This window comes from Curtobacterium sp. MMLR14_006 (genome assembly GCF_001864985.1).
Lineage (GTDB): Bacteria > Actinomycetota > Actinomycetes > Actinomycetales > Microbacteriaceae > Curtobacterium.
Genome location: NZ_MJGU01000020.1, coordinates 62,375 through 81,723, shown reverse-complemented (window position 1 = coordinate 81,723; position 19,349 = coordinate 62,375). Strand labels below are relative to the sequence as shown.

At 71.4% G+C, this 19,349-nt stretch carries 19 protein-coding genes; 14 read left to right on the top strand and 5 right to left on the bottom strand.

Going from position 1 to position 19,349, the window contains the following annotated elements; translation table 11 throughout:
• The first annotated feature begins 10 nt into the window (after positions 1 to 10).
• Positions 11 to 643, top strand: coding sequence for a TetR/AcrR family transcriptional regulator (locus tag BIU94_RS07835; protein ID WP_071256871.1), 633 nt, complete (start codon positions 11 to 13; stop codon positions 641 to 643).
• A gap of 147 nt (positions 644 to 790) precedes the next feature.
• Positions 791 to 1,189, top strand: a complete 399-nt coding sequence (locus BIU94_RS07830) for a hypothetical protein (protein WP_139196354.1) — start codon at positions 791 to 793, stop codon at positions 1,187 to 1,189.
• A gap of 70 nt (positions 1,190 to 1,259) precedes the next feature.
• Here the strand turns inward: BIU94_RS07830 and BIU94_RS07825 are convergent, their stop codons facing one another.
• Positions 1,260 to 1,982, bottom strand: a complete 723-nt coding sequence (locus BIU94_RS07825; protein WP_175472168.1) for a CPBP family intramembrane glutamic endopeptidase — start codon at positions 1,980 to 1,982, stop codon at positions 1,260 to 1,262.
• Positions 1,983 to 2,163: 181 nt separating this feature from the next.
• On the opposite strand from BIU94_RS07825, the gene BIU94_RS07820 reads away from it, so the two are divergent.
• The 5 genes from BIU94_RS07820 to BIU94_RS17365 all read left to right on the top strand — a co-directional run bounded on the left by BIU94_RS07820 (position 2,164) and on the right by BIU94_RS17365 (position 7,732).
• Positions 2,164 to 3,234: an acyltransferase gene (locus BIU94_RS07820; RefSeq protein ID WP_071256864.1), complete on the top strand. Its 1,071-nt coding sequence runs from the start codon at positions 2,164 to 2,166 to the stop codon at positions 3,232 to 3,234.
• 159 nt (positions 3,235 to 3,393) lie between these two features.
• Complete coding sequence (locus BIU94_RS07815; protein WP_071256863.1) at positions 3,394 to 4,833, top strand: polysaccharide biosynthesis tyrosine autokinase; 1,440 nt, start codon at positions 3,394 to 3,396, stop codon at positions 4,831 to 4,833.
• Between the two features lie 13 nt (positions 4,834 to 4,846).
• Positions 4,847 to 5,806 (top strand): hypothetical protein, encoded by a 960-nt coding sequence (locus tag BIU94_RS07810; protein WP_139196353.1) that lies wholly within the window; start codon positions 4,847 to 4,849, stop codon positions 5,804 to 5,806.
• 62 nt (positions 5,807 to 5,868) lie between these two features.
• Positions 5,869 to 7,263, top strand: coding sequence for a sugar transferase (locus tag BIU94_RS07805; RefSeq protein ID WP_254784787.1), 1,395 nt, complete (start codon positions 5,869 to 5,871; stop codon positions 7,261 to 7,263).
• A 199-nt stretch (positions 7,264 to 7,462) separates the two neighbouring features.
• Positions 7,463 to 7,732 (top strand): hypothetical protein, encoded by a 270-nt coding sequence (locus BIU94_RS17365; protein ID WP_139196352.1) that lies wholly within the window; start codon positions 7,463 to 7,465, stop codon positions 7,730 to 7,732.
• Between the two features lie 19 nt (positions 7,733 to 7,751).
• Here the strand turns inward: BIU94_RS17365 and wecB are convergent, their stop codons facing one another.
• Positions 7,752 to 8,930, bottom strand: a complete 1,179-nt coding sequence (gene wecB / locus BIU94_RS07795; RefSeq protein ID WP_071256855.1) for a non-hydrolyzing UDP-N-acetylglucosamine 2-epimerase — start codon at positions 8,928 to 8,930, stop codon at positions 7,752 to 7,754.
• Between the two features lie 126 nt (positions 8,931 to 9,056).
• Here wecB and BIU94_RS07790 point away from each other — a divergent pair, with 126 nt between their 5' ends.
• The 7 genes from BIU94_RS07790 to BIU94_RS07760 all read left to right on the top strand — a co-directional run bounded on the left by BIU94_RS07790 (position 9,057) and on the right by BIU94_RS07760 (position 17,214).
• Positions 9,057 to 10,319, top strand: coding sequence for a hypothetical protein (locus BIU94_RS07790; protein WP_071256853.1), 1,263 nt, complete (start codon positions 9,057 to 9,059; stop codon positions 10,317 to 10,319).
• Positions 10,320 to 10,368: 49 nt separating this feature from the next.
• The gene (locus BIU94_RS07785; RefSeq protein ID WP_071256850.1) at positions 10,369 to 11,592 is read left to right on the top strand and encodes a lipopolysaccharide biosynthesis protein; all 1,224 of its coding nucleotides are present in this window, start codon (positions 10,369 to 10,371) and stop codon (positions 11,590 to 11,592) included.
• A gap of 9 nt (positions 11,593 to 11,601) precedes the next feature.
• Positions 11,602 to 12,792: a glycosyltransferase family 4 protein gene (locus BIU94_RS07780; protein ID WP_083404668.1), complete on the top strand. Its 1,191-nt coding sequence runs from the start codon at positions 11,602 to 11,604 to the stop codon at positions 12,790 to 12,792.
• Positions 12,789 to 13,832: a glycosyltransferase gene (locus BIU94_RS17360; protein WP_071256845.1), complete on the top strand. Its 1,044-nt coding sequence runs from the start codon at positions 12,789 to 12,791 to the stop codon at positions 13,830 to 13,832. Before BIU94_RS07780 ends, BIU94_RS17360 begins: the two co-directional genes overlap by 4 nt.
• On the top strand, positions 13,829 to 14,749 hold the full coding sequence (locus BIU94_RS07770) for a glycosyltransferase (RefSeq protein WP_071256843.1): 921 nt from the start codon (positions 13,829 to 13,831) through the stop codon (positions 14,747 to 14,749). The genes BIU94_RS17360 and BIU94_RS07770 overlap by 4 nt, the downstream gene beginning before the upstream one ends.
• A gap of 9 nt (positions 14,750 to 14,758) precedes the next feature.
• Positions 14,759 to 16,573 (top strand): DUF4012 domain-containing protein, encoded by a 1,815-nt coding sequence (locus BIU94_RS07765; RefSeq protein ID WP_071256841.1) that lies wholly within the window; start codon positions 14,759 to 14,761, stop codon positions 16,571 to 16,573.
• An 89-nt stretch (positions 16,574 to 16,662) separates the two neighbouring features.
• Complete coding sequence (locus tag BIU94_RS07760; protein ID WP_071256839.1) at positions 16,663 to 17,214, top strand: hypothetical protein; 552 nt, start codon at positions 16,663 to 16,665, stop codon at positions 17,212 to 17,214.
• A gap of 68 nt (positions 17,215 to 17,282) precedes the next feature.
• On the opposite strand, the gene BIU94_RS07755 is transcribed toward BIU94_RS07760, so the two are convergent.
• The 3 genes from BIU94_RS07755 to BIU94_RS07745 are packed head-to-tail and all read right to left on the bottom strand — an operon-like array spanning position 17,283 to position 19,331.
• Positions 17,283 to 17,624, bottom strand: a complete 342-nt coding sequence (locus BIU94_RS07755; protein ID WP_071256836.1) for a hypothetical protein — start codon at positions 17,622 to 17,624, stop codon at positions 17,283 to 17,285.
• Entirely contained in the window at positions 17,621 to 18,790 is a 1,170-nt protein-coding gene (locus BIU94_RS07750) for a hypothetical protein (protein WP_071256833.1), read from the bottom strand. The genes BIU94_RS07755 and BIU94_RS07750 overlap by 4 nt, the downstream gene beginning before the upstream one ends.
• 46 nt (positions 18,791 to 18,836) lie before the next feature.
• Positions 18,837 to 19,331: a VanZ family protein gene (locus BIU94_RS07745; RefSeq protein ID WP_175472166.1), complete on the bottom strand. Its 495-nt coding sequence runs from the start codon at positions 19,329 to 19,331 to the stop codon at positions 18,837 to 18,839.
• Positions 19,332 to 19,349: the final 18 nt, after the last annotated feature.

Genomic DNA, 19,349 nt, shown 5'->3' with positions numbered 1-19,349 from the left:
ACTCGTCACCATGCACAACGAACCCTCGGGCCGGGCCCACGACGACGACCTCCGGCCGAAGGTCGTCGCGGCGATGCAGCGGGCGCTCCGCTCCCGTCCGATGCACGAGGTCACCCCCGCCGTCGTGGCCGCCGAGGCCGGGGAGTCCGTCGACGTCGTCGACCAGGCGTTCCCGAGCTGGGACGGCCTGCTGCTCGCGACCATCGACAAGTGGAACGAGGAGCGGACCGCCCCGCTCATGCCGATCGCCGAGCAGCACGGCACCGTCCGCTTCCTGCGCGCCATCGTCACGGCCAACGTCGCCGACCCGACGCTCATGCGCTTCCTGACCGCGACGCTCAACATCGCCGCCTCGCCCGAGCACCCGCTGGCGCCGATGCTGCACGCGCGCTGGCGTCGCTTCCACGCGTTCGTGCAGCACGCGCTCGAGCGCGACGTGCTGCTCGGCCGCGAGCCGCACACGATGGACCCGGCCCGTGGCTCTGAGCAGCTGCTCGCGACCTACGAGGGCCTGCAGCTGCAGTCGATGGTGCGCCCCGACATGGACCTGCTCGAGGCCTACGACCGCGCCGTCACACGCCTGCGCGAGGGCTGGCAGCGCGCGTACGTCCCGCCCGTGTGGGACCTGGACCTGGTGGGCTGACCGACCCACCCCCACAGACCGAGGACGCCCCGTGCGTCCGAGGCGCAGACGCACTGCGTCCGCGTGCGCCGCTGCTCGATTCGGGTTCGGGTGGCGGCGCGAACACCGCACCGGTCGGAGCCGATGCCGCTCCGGTACGGTCGGCGCATGACGACCGACGACGACCTCGGGCACTGGCGCACCTGGTGCATCGGCGGAGCCGTCGCGTCGTTCGTCGCCCTGCTCGTGCTCGGGCGGTTCGTCCCCGTCAACTGGTGGGTGCTCACCGCCTGGGTGACCGTCGTCGCCGCGTTCACCGGCCTGCCGCCGGGCAGCTCCCGCTGGACGGACCGTCGGGTGACGGTGATCGCCCTCGCGCTGCTCGTCGTCGGCGCCGGACTCGCCCTCGGCGCACTCACCGACGACCGCGCCGGCGACGGCACCCGCACGACCGGAGCCGTCACCGGTGCCGTCCTCGTGCTGGCCGGAGCGGCGTGGGCGATCGTCGGCGCGCGGCGCCCCTCGCGCCGACAGGTGGACGCGGAGGCCGAGCGCCACCGCGCGTGACGGACCCGCCGCGACGCCGACGCCGGACCGACGCTGGCTGCGCTGCCGACGCTCCCGGTGCGGACCCGGGTCAGCGCGGCCAGGTGGCGACGACGGCGACCGTGTTGAACAGCACGTGCGCCAGGACCGCACCACCGAGGCGGTCGGTCATCGCGACGAGCACGCCGGTGAGCAGGCCGAGCACGAAGGTCGTCACGAACACCTGGAAGCCGGCGAGTGTCGTCCCGCCAGCTCCGAGCAGCAAGTGCAGCAGGGCGAACAGGAACGCCGTCAGCAGCACCGCCAGGAAGCGCGTGCGCGGCGTCAGCTCCGACGCCAGGCGGCGTTGCAGCACCCCGCGGAACACGACCTCCTCGAGCACCGGGCTGACGACGCAGACCCCGACCGCCGCCACCACGAGCGGCACGACGTCGGGCGGGCCGAGCGTCACCGGCGGCGTCAGGCCCGTCGTGCCGGAGAACAGGACCGACAGACCCGCGTCGAGCCCACGGCACACGACGGCGACCCCGATCGCCGCGACCGCGTCCGGCCAGCCGAGGCCGAGCCGACGGACCAGCGCCACGGGAGCCGAACGGCGGAGGACCCACCACACGCCGAGCGCGAGCGGCACCCACACCACCAGGTCCGCGGCGAGCACCTGGACGACCGGGGACGGCAGTGCCCCGGACCGGGCGACGCCGGTCACCAGTCGTGACAGCACCACCGCCACGGCGATCGCCACGAGCACCACGCGGAGGTCGCGGGCAGCCGCGGTACCGGGGGTGGTCGTCGGCGCGTCCTGGTCGGGCTGCATGTCGACACCGTACGGGACGGGGCGGGGTCTGCCCTCGAGCTGCACTCCGGTGAGGACGTGATCACCCGTCATTTCCTGGGTAGGATCGGTGTGCGGGATCGATCAGGACCCGCACCACATGCGCCGACGCGGAGTGCCTGCTCACCAAGGGACGACGACGCGGTGCGCCCGGGGAGGCCCCATGCCGCAGACGAGCGACGTCACGCTCCCCGACGCCTCCGTCCGAGCCGGTCGGGTGGAGTTCCTCGACGCGATCCGGGGAGTCGCCGCCGCGGCGGTCGTCCTCGAACACGCGCTCGAGGCGTGGATGCCGGAGTACACCCGGTACGCCCTCCAGTACCTCAGCGTCGGTCGGGTCGGTGTCGTCGCGTTCTTCCTCGTGAGCGGCTACGTGGTCGGGATGATGCTGTCGACCCAAGACGTCCGGGTGTTCGCGGTGCGTCGGTTCTGGCGACTCTTCCCCGTGTACTGGTTGGTCCTCGGCGTGGCGATCCTGGTGCAGCTTCCCACACACCCAGCGACCGATGACGGCATCCTCGTGCTCGTCGCCAACCTGCTCATGGTGCAGGGGATCGTCGCGCTGCCGAGTGTCCTCGGGAGCGCGTGGACCCTCGGGCCGGAACTGCTCTACTACGTCCAGTCCGGACTGGGCAAGCACCTGGGACACCTCGACCGCACCGTCTACGCGGGCTACGCCTGGCTCGCGCTCTACGCAGCGATGTCCGTCACCGGGTACGCGATCGGCAAGGAGCTCCCGGCCACGACGCCGTTGATGCTCTTCCTCGCGTCCTTCGGGCACAGCATCCACCTGCGCGAGCGCCGCGGGAGTCGTGTCTGGATCGGGTACGCCTGCGCGACGCTCGTCGTCGTCCCGCTCTGCAGCGCGCCGTTGATCGCATCGCAGCAGGACCCGGCCCACGGCTACGGTCTGATCGGGTTCAACCTCTCCGTCTGGGTCGGGGTGCTCCTGTTCACGGTGTTCTCGCTGCGCAGGTCGTCCCGCTCCGTCCCGAGCATGCTCTGGCTGGGTGCGGTCAGCTACGCGCTGTACCTCCTCCACCTCCCGGTGATCGACGGCGTCCGGAGCGTCGTCCCGTCGCCGTGGGCGGGTGTCCCGGTCGCGGTGACGCTCTCCGTGACCGCCGCATGGGTCGTCCACCGTTGGTTCGAGACACCGTTCATCGAACTCGGGCGTCGCTTCTCACGGGGTCGAGGGCCCGTGCCGTCGCAGTCGGGTCGACGGCCGTCCTGAACGGTGGGACCAGGGTCGGCGCCCGGTCGATCGGCCTGCGAACGATGCGTCGCGGCGACGCTTGCGTGTGGCACTATTTCTATGCCGAACGCTGGGACGATCCCGGTCGACCTGTGACAGGGACTGCAGGACACGGCGACATTCGGGGAAGGGTGCCGCGTGGAGCTACGCGACTACATCGCGGTCTTGCGCAAGGGATGGGTCTTCATGCTCGTCCTGGCGCTGATCGGCGTCGCGGCAGCGGCGGGTTACTCGCTGCTCAAGCAACCGGTCTACTCGGCCTCGGCGCAGGTCTTCGTCTCGACGCAGACCAGCGGGAGCGCGAGTGACCTCGCACAGGGCAACACGTTCACCCAGCAGCGGGTGTTGACCTACTCGAACCTGGTCGAGACGCCGATCGTGCTCCTCCCGGTGATCTCGAGCCTGAAGCTCGACATGACCTCGGACGAGCTGGCGGAGATCGTCAGCTCCGACGCCCCGCTGAACACCACGCTCATCTCGATCACCGTCGACGAGACCGACCCGAAGCAGGCGGCCGACATCGCGAACGCGACCTCGGAGAGCCTGACGAACGTCGTGCAGAACATCGAGGCGACGGACGCGGACGGCACCGCCACCGTCAAGCTCACCCGCGTCAAGGAAGCCCAGGTGCCGAACACCCCGGTGAGCCCGAACGTCCCCGTCAACGTCGTGCTCGGCCTCTTGGTGGGCCTGGCGCTCGGCGTCGGCGTCGCCGTCCTGCGCGAGACGCTCGACAACCGGATCCGCACCGAGTCCGACGTCGAGAAGATCAGCGAGAAGCCGGTCGTCGGCGGGATCGCCTTCGACAGCAAGGCATCCGAGCGTCCGCTCATCGTGCAGGTCGACCCGCGCAGCCCCCGCGCCGAGTCGTTCCGCACGCTCCGGACGAACCTGCAGTTCCTCGACATCGGTACCGGGTCGCGCACCTTCGTGATGACGTCGTCGGTCGAGTCCGAGGGCAAGAGCACCACCGTCGCGAACCTCGCGATCGCGCTCGACAACGCCGGCTTCCGCGTCGTCCTCATCGACGCCGACCTGCGCCGACCGAAGGTCGCGCAGTACATGGACATCGAGGGCGGCGTCGGTCTGACCGACGTCCTCATCGGGCGCGCGGAGATCGAGGACGTGGCGCAGCCCTGGGGCCGTGGCAACCTCGTGGTCCTGCCGGCCGGTCCGATCCCCCCGAACCCTTCCGAACTCCTCGGCTCCCGTGCCATGCAGGACCTCATCGCCGCGCTCGAGCAGCAGTTCGACTACGTGCTCTTCGACGCCCCGCCGCTGCTGCCCGTCACGGACGCCGCGATCCTGGCGAAGAAGGCCTCCGGCGCGATCGTCGCGGTGGCCTCAGGGCGCACCCACAAGGGTCAGCTCGCCGGTGCGGTCAGCGCGCTCGAGAACGTGGGTGCCCCGATCGCCGGCTTCGTGATGACGATGATGCCGACGAAGGGGCCGGGTGCCTACGGGTACGGCCGGTACGGCTACGCCTACGGGTACGGCCTGCAGGACGACGACCAGGCCGAGCCGCCGAAGCCGCCGAAGCGCGGCCGTGCCGCTGCTGCCCGCGGGGCCGTCAGGTGACCGAGGTCCCCGCGTGAGTCGCCGCCGGGGACGCAAGGCCTCGCGTGGCACCCCCACGCGCCGCACGCTCGTCTGGATCGCCGTGCTCGTCGTCGTGCTCGTCGTGGTCGACGTCGTCCTCGTCGCCCTCGCGCTGTCCCGTACGGAGCCCTCCTCCAACGGCACCCCCGGTCCCGTCCCGACCTTCTCCAGCGTTCCGCGTCCGCCGTCGAGCGAGCCCGCCCGACCGACTTCGTCGGCTGGACCGTCCACCTCCGCCACGGCTGACCCGGCCGCGTCGGTGGTGCCCGTCCGCCGTCTGCTGTCGGCCTCGACCGGCCGCGATGCGTGGCGCGCCTGGTCAGGGGCGTGCGGCGGCGCAGACGGAGTCCTGGAACACACCGAGGACGGTGGTGCTTCCTGGACGAGGGTCGACCTCGGGGACGTGCGGGGTGCCGTGCTGGCGCTCCGGGCCGACGAGGCCGGCGTCTCGGTCGTCATCGGTTCGGGCCCGACGTGCGCGACAGTGGTGCGGACGTCGACCGACGGCGGCACGACGTGGCGCGAGGGCGTGGTGGGGTCTGCCGGCATCGTCGTCGGTCCGGACGGGGTCGTCCTGTCGTCGGGCACCATCGCCGAGCCCTGCGCGGAGCCCGTCGAGGCAGCCGAAGCCGACCAGACCGTCGCCGTCGTGTGCGAGGACGGGCTGGTGTCGCGATCGGGGTCGTCCCCTTGGGCCTCGTTGCCGGTCCGCGGCGTCCGGTCGCTCGCGGCCGAGGGCAATGTCTTCACGGTCGCGCGGAGCGCGGCGACGGGCTGCGACGGCGTACAGCTGGCCTCGCTGCCCTCGGACGGAACGATCCTGACCCCGGTCGGTTGCGCCGCCGGAGCAGACACGAGCGGCACCGTCGTGGTCGCACGTGCTGGGACGTCCGCCTGGCTGTGGGCGGGCGACGACGTGCTGGTGTCCGACGACGGCGGCCTGACGTGGTGACCCTGACGAGCCGGCAGACCACCGCTGCGGTTCCCTGGGCGAAGCGGTACGCACGCCGTCTCGTGGCCACCGACTTCCTGGTCCTCGTCTGGGTCGTCTTCGGCGTCCAGATCGCTTGGTTCGGCTTCGACAGCGCGGCGGTCAGCGGCAGCGTCGCCGACCTGGCCATCGGCTACACGGCGGTCTCGCTCGGGATCATCGTGGCGTGGCTCGTCGTCCTCGCGCTCTACGACACCAGGGACCACCGCTACATCGGCACCGGTTCAGCGGAGTACCGGCGGATCGTCGACGCGTCGATCCGACTGTTCGCGTTCGTCGCCATCGTGGCCTACGTGTTCAAGGTCGACCTGGCTCGTGGCTACGTGTTCATCGCGTTCCCGCTCGGGACGGTCGTCCTCATGTTCAGTCGGTGGATCTGGCGGCAGTGGCTGAACGCCCAGCGGTGGAACGGCAACTACTCGGCGCAGGTGCTCCTGGTCGGGTCGCGGTCGAGCGTCGAGCACCTGGCGGGAGAACTCGCCCGGCATCCCGAGGAGGGCTACCGCGTCGTCGCGGTGTGCGTGCCGGACGGGCGTGCAGGCGAGACGATCGGCGAGCCCGGTGTGCCGGTCGTCGGGAAGATCACGGACGCCCTCGCGGCCCTCGACACGACCGGAGCCGACACGGTGGCGGTGACGAGCTCCGAGGAACTCGGCGCGCAGGCGGTGCGCGAGCTGAGCTGGGGGCTCGAGGGCGGTCGACAGCACCTCATCGTCGCGCCGAGCCTCACCCAGATCAACGGCCCCCGCATCCACACCCGTCCGGTTGCCGGACTCCCGCTGATCCACGTCGAGATGCCGCGGTACGAGGGTGCGACGCACTTCCTGAAGCGTGCCTTCGACCTCGTCGGAGCGGCGCTGCTGACCGCCGTGCTCTCACCGGTCCTCGTCGCGATCGCGGTCGCCGTGAAGGCCACCAGCGCCGGGCCGGTGCTCTACCGCCAGGAGCGGATCGGGCAGAACGGTGAACCGTTCCGCATGCTCAAGTTCCGGTCCATGCGCGTGAACGCCGATGCCGAGCTCGCCGCGTTGCTCGAGCGTCAGGGAACGTCCGACAAGCCGCTCTTCAAGGTCGAGAACGACCCCCGTGTGACGTCGATCGGCCACTTCCTCCGCAAGCACTCCCTCGACGAGTTCCCCCAGCTCTTCAACGTCCTCCTCGGGACGATGAGCCTCGTGGGGCCGCGACCGCAGCGCGAAGGGGAAGTCGCGCTCTACGACGACGCTGCTCGTCGGCGCCTCCTGCTCAAACCCGGCATGAGCGGACTGTGGCAGGTCGGGGGCCGGTCGTCCCTGGGGTGGGAGGACGCGATCCGCTTGGACCTGTACTACGTCGAGAACTGGTCCATGACCGGTGACATGGTCATCCTCTGGCGCACGGTCAAGGCCGTCCTGCGCCCCGGGCACGATGCGCACTGACGGCGCTGTGCGAGCGCGACGGTGGCGACGGCCGCTCGCGGTCGGTGGGTTGTCCGTGGTCTTCCTGGCCGGACTGGCGACGAACGCCGTGCTGACCGGTCGTCGGACGCCGACGGATCGCGCCGGTCGCGCGGTCGGGCCGGAGACCGGCCCGGCGCACGACCCCGGATCAGTCCGGCGGTTCTTCCGGAGTTGGAAGGTGGCGACTGTCGCGGTGGTGCTCGCAGCGACCGCGCTCACCCTCGTCGTGCTCATCGCGCCGAACGGGTGGGTGGCCCTCGGGTTCGTCGTGGTCGGCGCGTTCCTCACCGTCCTGAAGGAACTGTGCGCTGCGTTCGCGCGGGACGAGACGAGGAAGCCGGAGCGGCGGCGGTCCGCCGAGGACGTCGCCGCCATCTGTTCGGTGTACGCGGCGGTCTTCGGGGTTCCCGGTCTGGTCGCAGCTGCCGCGCCGTTCCTGACCGGTTGACAGCTCGACCCCGACCTGGTCAGCGGGGCGCGTCGCCGCGCGGGTCGAAGCCGGTGACCTCGGACACCGGTCGACCCGCCGCCAGCGATTCCAACGCAGCGATGGTCCGCTCGGTGGCCAGACCGTCGCCGTACGGGTTCACGGCGTGCGACATCGCCGCGTAGGCCGCGTCTGAGCGGAGCAGTTCGTCGACGGCGTCGACGATGACGGACGCCGTCGTCCCGACGAGCCGGACGACGCCGAACTCGACGGCTTCGGGCCGTTCGGTCGAGTCCCGCATCACGAGCACGGGCTTCCCCAGCGCCGGGGCCTCCTCCTGGATTCCCCCGGAGTCGGTGAGCACGATCGACGAGGCATCGAGCAGGTGCACGAACTCGCCGTACCCGACCGGCTCGGTGACCACGACGTTGTCCAGACCTCGCAGCGGCGGCAGGAGGGTCTCGCGGACCGCAGGATTCCGGTGGACGGGGACCACGACGAGGAGGTCGGGGTGCGCCGTCGCCAGTTCGACCAGGGCTGCCGCGATCTGCTCCATCCCGCCGCCGAGGTTCTCACGTCGGTGCGAGGTCACGAGGAGGATGCGACGCCCGGAGTCGACCGCTCGCTGCAGCGCGTCGTCGGAGAACGACGCGTGGTCGCGTGACCGCGCCTGCAGGAGCGCGTCGATGACACTGTTCCCCGTCACGACGATGGTCTCGGGGTCGACGCCTTCGTCGAGCAGGTTCTGACGGCTCTGCGGGGTCGGGGCGAGGTGCAGCGACGTGATCTGGGTGAGCAGCCTCCGGTTCCCCTCCTCCGGGAACGGCAGGCGGAGGTCGTGGCTCCGGAGACCGGCCTCGAGGTGCACCACGGGGATCTGGTGGTAGAAGGCCGTCAACCCTGCAGCGAACGCCGTGGAGGTGTCGCCCTGGACGACCACGGCGTCCGGCGTCTCGCGGGCGAACAACTCGTCGAGACCCTGCATGGTCGCGGTCGCGATGTCGACCAGCGTCTGGCGGGGCTTGAGGATGGCGAGGTCGGTGTCGGGCACGATGCCGAAGACCTCGTTGACCTGGTCGAGCATCTCGCGGTGCTGCCCGGTCACCGTGACGTGGGTCGTCAGCGTCGGGTGGGCCGTCAAGGCCTTCACGATCGGGGCGAACTTGATCGCTTCCGGACGGGTGCCGTAGATCGGCATGATGTGCAAGTGAGTCTCCATGCGCTGTGAGGAGGCCTGTGCCCCCAGTGCGCGATTCTAGGCGGCGATCGTCCTGCGGTCGGTTGCGACGATCTGGCAGAATGCTGCTGCACGGGAGACGCCCGGTCTGTCGCTGAGGGGGTCTCGTTGCCACGTCAGGCCACCGCGAGGTCCTCCACGGGCGCGACGCCCGTCGGCACCCGTCGCCGCGTCGGCACCGGGGCGTTCGGCGTGACCGCGGTGATGCTCGCACAGTGGATCCTCCCGACCGTCGGGTTCGCGTTGCTCATCCAGGACCGCGGGCCGGTCCGCGGGCAGGCGGTGGTGCTCCTCGCTCCGCTGCTGTTCACCGTCGGCGTCTTCGTCGCGAGCCGGATGGGTCCCGGGCTCCCGCCGCCCGCGGACACCACCCCGCCGTGGCTCCTCTCCTTCCTGCGCGGGTGCGTCGTCGTGCTCGGCCTCCTCGCCGTCCTGCACTTCTCGGCGGTCGGCATCCCCCTGCTGAGCAGCAGCGTCGAGACGAGCCGCTTCGACGTCGGGTCGAGCGGACTGGGTGGGTTCCCGAGCAGGGCCGTGCTCTACGCCCTCCCGATCGCGGCCTTGATCGGCCTGTCGACGCTGTCGCGTGGATCCCGGCGACCCGCGATGACGCTCTGGTTCGTCTTCGCCGTCACCCAGGTCTTCCTCGGGTTCAAGGGCGGCCTCATCGAGGTGCTGATCATCACGGCGTTGGGACTCACGATCCGGCTCGGCAGGCTCGGTGTGAAGCAGCTGTTCGGCTTCGCAGCGGGTGGCGTCGTCGCGATCGCCTACGTCACGTACGTCGGCTCGAAGTACCAGACGTTGGCAGGGTCGGATGCCGGCCTCGCGTACGTCGTCCGGCGATCGACGAGCGATGCGATCATCGCGGGCTACACGGCGCTGACCGCGCGACCCGTCGGCATCGCCGAGGACACGTCCGTGCTGCTCCGGGACGTCGGCGTCCTCTTCGGTCGGTACCTCGGCACGGCACCAGAGGGGTACTCGTTCGACGAACTGGTGTCGTCGGTGGTGACCGGCACGCCGATCCAACGCGGTGCGTTCCTCGTCCCGGTCACGGTCGGCGGTCCGGTGTACCTGCTCTACAGCATGCCGGTGCTCGTGTGCGTCCTCGTGCTCATCGCCCTCGGCTTCGCCTGGCACGCCGCCGTCGTCCGCCTCCGGCGTCCGTCCCGCCCGCTCGCCACCCTCGGAGCCGGCGTGGCCGTCTACGGCATCCGGGTCTTCCTGCTGAACGGCAACGGGGCGTACCTCCTCATCAACCTCACCTTCACGTTCGTCCTGCTCGTCATCTGCTCCGCCGTCGGCCACGTGCTCTTCAGCCGTGCGTCGGCTCAGCGGTCCGGGCCGTTGCCGGAGGTCGTCGATTAACGCCGAACGCATCCGGTTCGGCCTCTTCCAGGCAGGGCCGCTCGCCGTCGTGGGCACGACGCTCCTGGTCTGGCCGCTCCTCGGTCGGATCCTCGCGCCGCAGTCCGTCGGGCAGCTCTCCGCGGTGCTCGCGGTGAGCAGCATCCTCGCGCCGGTGGTCACCCTGGGCACCCACCTCCACATCGCCAACCGCCTGGCCCGCGATCCCGGTCGTGCCGGGGGACCGGACGGGCGACTCGTCCGGTTCCTGCTCGGGACGTTGATCGTCGTCGCACTCGTGAGCACGGCCGGTGTGCTCGTCCAGCACGACGAACCGGTCCTCCGCACGATCGCGGTCGTCGCTGCGACGGGGTGCTCGATCATCGGCATCGGTGTGGTCAGGGGCCTCGACCGAGCGCTGTCCTACGCCGTCCTCACGCTCTGGGCGCAATTCGTCGCGCTCCTCCTGCTGACCGTCGTGGCATGGGCTTCCGGGTCGCTCGACGTCGCGCTCGCGTCCTACGCACTCGCCCTGGTGGCAGGAACGGTCCTGGTCCTGCCGCTCGTGCGTCGGCGCGACCCGGGACGCACCGACGAGGGCGTGACGCGCATCGGTGTGCAGTCGTTGAGTCTCGTCCCGCACCTCGTGCTGGCAGTGGCGACGTTGCTCCTCGCCCGGATCATCGTCGGCTTCGTCGCCGGCCCGGTCGGACTGGCGGGCTTCCAGTACGCTTCCCTGCTCATCGGCGGGGTGACGACGATCGGAGCGTCCCTCGACGCGCACTGGTCGACGCGGGCGCAGGCCGCGGTCGACGAGCGCGACCTCCGCGGACGCCTCGACCGCAACCTGGTGCGGATCCAACTCCTCTTGCTCGTCGTCGCCCTGGGCGTCGTGGTGTTCGTCTTCGCCCTGCTGCCGGTCTGGTTGCCCCCGAGCTACGACGTCACCACGGTCCGCGCTGCGGTCATCGTCTCGCTCAGCGCGGGTGCGTTCCAGGCACTGGCCGACAACCGATCGGCGGCGCTCATGTGGCTCGGCCGGCCGGGCTTCGTCTCGGTCGCGACGGCGCTCGGCGTCGTCGCAGCCGCGGTCGGCTGTGTCGCGTTGGTGCTGGCCTTCGGGTGGGTCGCTGCGGGAGCCGCCATCGCACTCGGCACCGCGACCCGCGCCGCAGCGATCACCGTTTTCCTGCGACGGGTCAGCCCGGGGCTCGGCCTCGATCGGCGCGCCGTGACCGTCACGGCGGCCTGTGTCGCGGCGCTCCTGTCCGCCCTTCTCCTGACCCTGATCTGACGAGGCGCCATGCGAATCCTGATGTTGACCAACAGCTACGTCGACCGGACCCGAGGTGGCGTCGAGCTGCACGTCCACAACCTCGCCAAGGAGCTGGTCGCCGCCGGTCACGAGGTGACGGTGGGGCGGACCAGCCCGGGTCAGAGCCTGCTCCCGGTCGAGGGGCCGGAATTGTGGGTGATCGATCCCGACGCGGCTGCGACGGAAGGGCGTTCGCGGAGTCGACGCAGCACCGGTGGGGGACGCTTCCTCTCCAACTTCCTGGCCCGTGTCCGCATCGGTCGTCGCATCGGCCGGGTGCTCGCCGACGCGGACCTCGAACAGCGCTTCGACGTCGTCCACCACCACGACTTCATCACCAGTTCGGTCATCGCGCGGCGGCTGGCGCAGACCGGGTTGCGGCAGGTCTGGACCAACCACCTCGGCGAGTTCCTCATCCTGCGGCGCATCCCCGTGGCGGGCAGGTGGATCACACGGTGGCTCACCGCGCACTTCGACGCCGCGACCGGGCCGTCGCCGGAGCTCGCCGAGCAGGCAGCGGTGCGCTGTCCGATCCGCTACGTCCCGAACGGTGTCGACGTCGAGACCTTCCGGCCCGCCGATCCCGAGGAACGTCGGCAGCTGCGGCGAGGACTCGGGATCGCCGAGCACGAGACCGTCTGCATCGTGCCCCGCCGTTGGGCACCGAGCAAGGGCGTGCTCTACGCGGCCCGTGCCATGAGCTCCCACGCCTGGCCCGCGGGGGTCTCGATGCTCTTCGTCGGAGCCGGAGAGTCGGACTTCCCCGAGTACGCAGCGGAGATCCGCACGTCGTTGGCACGAGCCCGCTCCCACGTGTCGGTGGTCGACTCGGTCGACGCGCTCGGGATGGCCGAGCACCTCCGTGCCTCGGACATCTGTCTGATCCCCTCGCTCCTCGAAGCGACGAGCCTCTCGGCCCTGGAGTCGATGGCCAGCGGCCTCCCGATCGTGGCAACCGACGTGGGCGGTCTCCCCGAACTCGTGTCGGACGCCACCGGCCTGCTCGTCCCTCCGCGCGCGGACGACGAGTTGGCGGTCGCGGTCGCGACGCTCGCGGCACGCACCGACACGGAGCGGCGCGACATGGGTGTGCGAGCCCGAGCGTTCGCGGTCGACTCGTACGCCTGGTCGGGCATCGCCAGGCGCATCAGTGCGATGTACGAGGACTCCCCCGCATGAGGATCGCGTACGTGTCGCACGTGAGCAGCCGGTGGATCAAGCAGCGTCCGCACTTCCTCAGCGAGGCGATCGGGCGACGAGCGGGCGTCGAAGTCGCGTTCTTCGACTCGCTCTTCGTCAACCGGCGGAACCTCGTGCAGGGGCAGCGACTGCGGGTCCCGGTGCGACACCTGCCCCTCGTGCCGCAACGCCTCCGCAGCCGCTTCCGAGCAGCGGACGTGGCCCTGAGCGCCGTTTCGGCGCTCCTGCTCCTGCTGTGGCGGCCGTCCGTCGTCGTCGTGACGCATGCGCGGCACCACACCCTCGCGCGTCTCCTCCGTGCTGCCGGGATCCGGGTCGTCTACGACTGCATGGACCTCAACCGGCAGTTCGCCGACGCGACCGAGGCCGACGTCGACGCCGAACGACGGCTGCTGGCGCTCGCCGAGGTCGTGTGGTGCTCGAGCGCGGCGATCGCAGCGGACATCGGGGACGTCCAGCCCACCGCGCGGACCCTGGTCGTCCGGAACGCCCTCGACCGGTCGAGCGCAGAGGAACGCTTCGCATCGCCCGGCGCCGTCGAGCCCGGGACCGTCCGGTACATCGGGACCGTCTCGGAGTGGTTCCGCTTCGACGACGTCCTCGCACTGCTCGACGCCGACCCTCACCTCCGCTTCGAACTGGTCGGACCGGCGGACGTCGCGGTGCCGGCCCACCCGCGTCTGCGCGCCGTCGGGGCCCGGCCGCACGGCGAGGTGCTCTCGCTCATGGCGTCGAGCGACGTGCTCGTCATGCCGTTCGAGACGACGCCCCTCGTCCTCGGTGTCGACCCGGTGAAGGTGTACGAGTACATCGTGTCCGGGCGACCGGTCGTCTGCTCGGACTACCCCGAACTCGAACACTTCGGAGACCACATCGTCCGGGCGGACGGCACCGACGCGTTCGTCCGGGCCGTCCGGGCGGCGACCGGGACTCCTCGTCGGCCTCCGGAGGAGGTCGCGGCGTTCCTCGACGACAACGACTGGGACACCCGAGCCCGTTCCGCGATCGGAGCACTGTGAGCAGCACCGCGGTGGTCATCGTCTCGTACCGCTCCGAAGCGGAGGCCGCGGCGTCAGCACGGTCCGTGAGCGAGGACCCCGAGGTGGCCGAGGTCCTCATCGTGGACAACTCCGCCGACGAGCAGCGAGTGGACCGCGTGGCGTTCGAGGGCCTCGGTGACCGCGTCACGGTCATCAGCGCGCAACGGAACCTCGGCTACGCAGCCGGGAACAACCTCGGCATCCGAGCGGCCGTCGACGCCGGGCACGAGTTCGTGTTGGTGCTGAACCCCGACGTCGACCCGGCCCCCGGAACGGTCCGCGCCCTGCTCGACGTCCTGCTCGCTGACGACGCCGTGCAGATCGTGTCCCCAGCGCTCGTCGAGACCTACCGGGGCGATGCCGACACCGTGCTCCGTTCGCCGGGGTTCGACCTCCTGCTCGGACGCGGCCTGCTGACCGCGCCGAGGTCCGGACGCTTCGAGTCGACGTTCTTCGGCGCGGCGTTCCTCGCTCGCAGTCGGTGCTTCGAGCAGCACGGCGTCCTCGACGAGGACCTGTTCCTGTACTGCGAGGAGGTCGAGTTCGTCTCCCGGATGCGGCGGCACGGCGAGCGGCCCGGGTTCCGGGTGGCCGCGGACGTCCACGTCCAGCACGGTCGTGGTGGGACGGTGTCACCCGACGGGTACGAGGGAACCGCCCGGTCGACCGTCGCGTACGAGCAGGCATCGCGTTCGGTGATCGTGTTCGGACGCAAGTACCACCGGCGCCGGGTGTGGCTCTGGACCCTCGCCCGACTGGTGATGGCCGCACGTCTGGCCGTCCGTGACCGAGGTGCGGCGACGGCCGTCGTCCGTGGACTCGTTGCCGGTCTACGTGTCCCGGTGAGCTCGTCGGGTCGACGGCGACGTCGGGAGCGGAAGCGCCCGTCGCCGTAAGCTGAGCCCATGTCGGACCAGCCCGAGCCCCGACGCGCTGCGCGACTACCGAGGCCCCGACCTCGGACCGTCCTGTGGGGCGTCCTCGCCGTCGTCCTGCTCGTGGTCCTGGCGATCGCGTGGGTCGCGGTGCGTGGCGCACTGGCCAAGCAGGACCTGGAGGCGTCGGTCCGGCACGTCGACACCCTGCGCAGCCAGCTCGCGGACGGTGACACGGCCGCCGCGGTCCGGACGGCGGCGCGGCTCGAGTCGAGCGCCGCGGACGCCCGGGCGAAGACGAGCGACCCGGTGTGGGCCGTCTTCGAGCACGCGCCGCTGGTCGGCGGCAACCTGCGCGCGGTGCGGCAGGTCGCGGCGATCGTCGACGACGTGGCGAGCGACGCGGTGCGTCCGGTCGCGGGGGTCCTTGGCGACGTGGACGTCGACGCGTTCAAGCCGGTCGACGGCAGGATCGACCTCGAGCCGCTGGTGGCGGCCGCGCCGGCGGTCGACCGGGCCGCCACGGCGCTCCGCGGGGCGTCCCGTGCGGCCGAGCGGATCGACACGGGTGACACCGTGTCGGCGGTGACGGACGCCGTGAACCAGCTGCGGGCCTCCTTGGCGTCCGTGTCGGACCAGGCGGCCGTCGCGGACAAGGTGGTCTCGCTCGTGCCGCCGATGCTCGGCGACGGCGGGAAGCGCCAGTACCTGGTGCTGTTCCAGAACAACGCCGAGCTGCGGGCCGGCGGCGGGATCCCCGGAGCGGTGGCGTTGCTCGACGTCGAGGACGGGGCGATCTCGCTCGGCAGGCAGGCGTCGACGGCGGACTTCCCGGAGGCGGACCGGCCGGTGCTGCCGCTCGACACCGAGACCCAGGGGCTCTACGGCTCGATCACGGGCGAGTTCATCCAGGACGTCACACTGACGCCCCGGTTCGACACCTCGGCGCAGCTGGCGCGGGAGATGTGGAAGCGGCAGTTCGGGCAGCGCGTCGACGGGGTGCTCTCGATCGACCCGGTGACGCTCGGCTACGTCCTGCAGGCGACCGGGCCGGTCCGGCTCGCGACCGGCGACGAGCTGTCGTCGGACAACGCCGTGCAGCTGCTGCTGAGCGACGCCTACGCGAAGTACCCGGACCCCGCGGTGCAGGACGCGTTCTTCGCCTCGGCTGCCAGCGCGGTGTTCACGAAGGTGTCCGCGGGCGGCTTCGACCCGACGGCGTTCATCGCGGCGCTGACGAGCGGGGTGCAGGAGGGCCGGGTGAAGCTGTGGAGCGCGGACCGCGCCGAGCAGCGGGAACTCGCGGGGACGGCCATCGCGGGTGGGCTGCCGACGAGCGACGACCGTGCGCAGCGCTTCGGTGTGTACCTCAACGACGCGACCGGCGCGAAGATGGACTACCACCTCGAGAAGACGGTCGCGGTCGGCAGCCGGGTCTGCCGGAAGGACGGCCGACCGACGTGGACCGTCGAGGTCCGGCTGCGGAACACGGCGCCGGCGGATGCGGCCACGAGCCTGCCGGCCTACGTCACCGGTGCGGGCGCCTTCGGCGTGGCTCCTGGCGCAATCCGGACGAACGTGGTTGTCTACGCCCCCTCTTCAGGGGTGTACGTGGGGTCGACGCAGGGCGGCAAGCCGGGCACGCCGCAGACCGCGGTGGACGGGGAGCACCCGGTCGCGCAGTTCCAGACCCTGCTCTCACCAGGGAAAAGCACGACCATCCGGGTGCAGTTCCTCGGTGGCGCGGACCTGGGGCGGACGCCGGTCGACGCGGTGTCCACGCCGGGTGTTCACCAGACCGTCACGCAGCCCCTGGTCGCGACCTGTGAATCTCCGCTAGATTGAGTGGACTTCGCACACTGCACCTGCAACTCACCGAGCCGGTCGCACAACCAACCATCCGCGCGAAGACAACAGCACTCAGGGGACTTCACATGAAGAAGATCATCGCTGCCGTCGTGATCGCAGCTGCTGCTTTCGTCGCCGTGCCGACCGCCGCCAACGCAGCCGGGTACGTACCGGCCTCCAACGTCAGCGTCGCAGGGACCCCGGTCGCCGGTGGCACCGCGTCCGTCGGCTTCGCCGCCGGGTCCTTCGCCGCCAACGAGACCGTCACGGTCTCCGTCACCGGTGCGGGTGCGGTCACGCTCGGCGCCCTGCCCGTCACCACCGTGACCGGCACCTACACGGCGTCCTCCACCGGCGCCGCGAACGTCAAGGTCACGCTGCCGCAGGGTGCCTCGGGCACCTACTCGCTCACCGCGACCGGCGCCACGTCGGGCAACGTCGGCACCTCGGCCCTCACGGTCGTCCCGGCTGACGGTGCTGCTGCGGTCCCCGCGGCCGGTGCCGGCGACGGTGAGCTCGCGTTCACCGGTTCCACCATCTCGATGCTCGCGATCTGGGTCGCCGGCGGTGCGGTCGTCCTCGGTGGCGGCCTCCTGCTGGTCCGCACTTCGGTCCGTCGTCAGCGCGCGCAGGCCTGAGCCCCGCCGCACGGCACGAAGGCCCCGGAGCATCCGCTCCGGGGCCTTCGTCGTCCCCGCTCCCGTGGTCAGGTGCGCCCGGGTGGCGTGTCCTGGTCCCACACCGCGGCGTACCGGTCCCGTACCGACGGCCAGAGCAGCGCCAGGGCGTCGTCGGTCGACCGGACGCGGTCGCCCTCCGGTGGGAACAGCACGAACTCGTGGGGGATCGGGCGGCCGGCCCGGTCGCACCGGCCCTCGGGGTCGGTGAACCGCACGGCGACGAGTCGCCCCGTGCGGTGCAGGACCGTGGGGGCGTCGCCGGCGCCGTCGAACGCCTGCTCGTAGACGGGCAGCGGGTCGTCGTCGCCGAGACCGCTGAGGAACCGGAAGCCCCACGTCCGTCCGCGGGTGGCCCAGATGCGTGTCACGCCTCGCCCCGGCGCAGGACGCCCTGCTCGACGCCGTGGTCCAGGTCCTCGGCGAAGTGCTCGAGCAGGCGGCCGAGGAAGTCGGCCTCGGCGGCGGACTCCTTCCGCTTGTCCGCGACGAACTTGTTGAGGAACTTCACGCCGCGGGTGCCGAGCTCGCCGACGACGAACCCGACGAGTGCTCCGACGGGGGTCGGCAACTTCAGGCGCTTGCTGCTGACGAGCCCGACGACCGGCCCGACGAAGCGCAGGAGGTTCTCGGCGACCGCGGAGGCCCGCTGCTTGTTCGTCGCCCACCGTGCGAAGCGTTCGAACGGCAGCATCGCCGTGATCGGCATGAGCAGGTCGACGCCGGTGCGCACGCTGACGTCGATCGCGCCGGGCTCGAAGCGCGCCGCGGACAGCAGCAGGAAGTCCTCGCCGACGTCGAGGGCGTCGGGGTCCTCGACGTAGCTGCGCAGGACGGCGTGCAGCTCGGCGAGCTCGCCGCCGGCCGCGCCGAGCACGAGGTCACGGAAGCGCTCGACGTCGAGCTCCGGCAACAGGTCGGCCTTCGACAGCCCGAGTGCCCAGATGCGCGGGAAGCGGGCGAGCCGTCGGCCCCGGTCGAGCACGTCGTCGCGCAGCTCCGACAGCCCGGTGCGGAAGTCGGTCAGCAGCGCCTTGAGGTACCGCTCCTCTTCTCCGGGGTGCTCGGCGAGCCGCTGCCCGTCCACGAGCAGGATCGCGACGTCGGCGCTGAGGAGCGAGCGGAAGGTCTCCACGCGGCGCTCGGCCTCCTGCGCCGAGTCCGGGTCCTGCTCGAACCACTCGCCGGGGTAGTCGTGCCAGACGACGCGCAGGGTCTTCAGCGGCTTCGTGGTCGCCTTCCGGGTCTTCCTCGACCCGGCGGGCACCTCGGCGGTCGGCTCGAGCACGAACGCGTACTCGGTCGAGGCGAAGCGGTTCGCGGTCGGTGGGGTGGCCCCGTCGCGCATGCCGAGGTAGTCGCGGTGCAGCTTCCGGCCCTGCGCCTTGTCCTCGGCGCGGACGCCGTAGCCCTTCGTCCGGCGGAAGGCGGGTTCCTGCGCGCCGCCGAAGAACGACGACAGCAGCACCGTCTTCCCGCTGCCGCTCGCTCCGAAGACGGCGACGTGCTGCTCGAGGGGATCCGTCTGTGTGCGCATGCCCTGCACGGTAGTGGTGGCCGCCGCCGGTCCTCGGAGACTCGGGTCAGGCGTCGCCGCGCGCCGGGGGACGGCGCCGTCGTCGCCGTGCCGTCAGGCGGAGCGCCAGCACGCCGGCGACCGCCCCGAGGAGCGCCCCGAGACCGTTCGCGACGACGTCGTCGAGCGACGGGGTCCGCTCGGGCAGGAACAGCGCCTGGGTCGTCTCGATCCCGGCGCTGACGACGAGTCCGGCAGCGGCGCCGGCCCACCACCACCGCGGGCCGGCGAGCAGCACCACGAGCAGGCCGAGCGGCACGAAGAACGCCACGTTCGCCAGGGACTCGATCGTGCCGTACCCGAAGCGGTCCGGCACGCCAGCACGGTGGGCGGCGGCGACGAGCCGGTCGAGGGTCGGCCCGGCGGCCGCGTCCACCGGCGAACCCCAGGCGCCGACGGCCACGACCCCGACGCCGTAGGCGGCGGCCAGCCACGTCGCCACCCGCCGGCTGGTCCCGGTCGCCCCGGCACGGCGGTGGCGGCGGGACTCGTCGGGGTGCACGTCGACGACCGTAGCGAG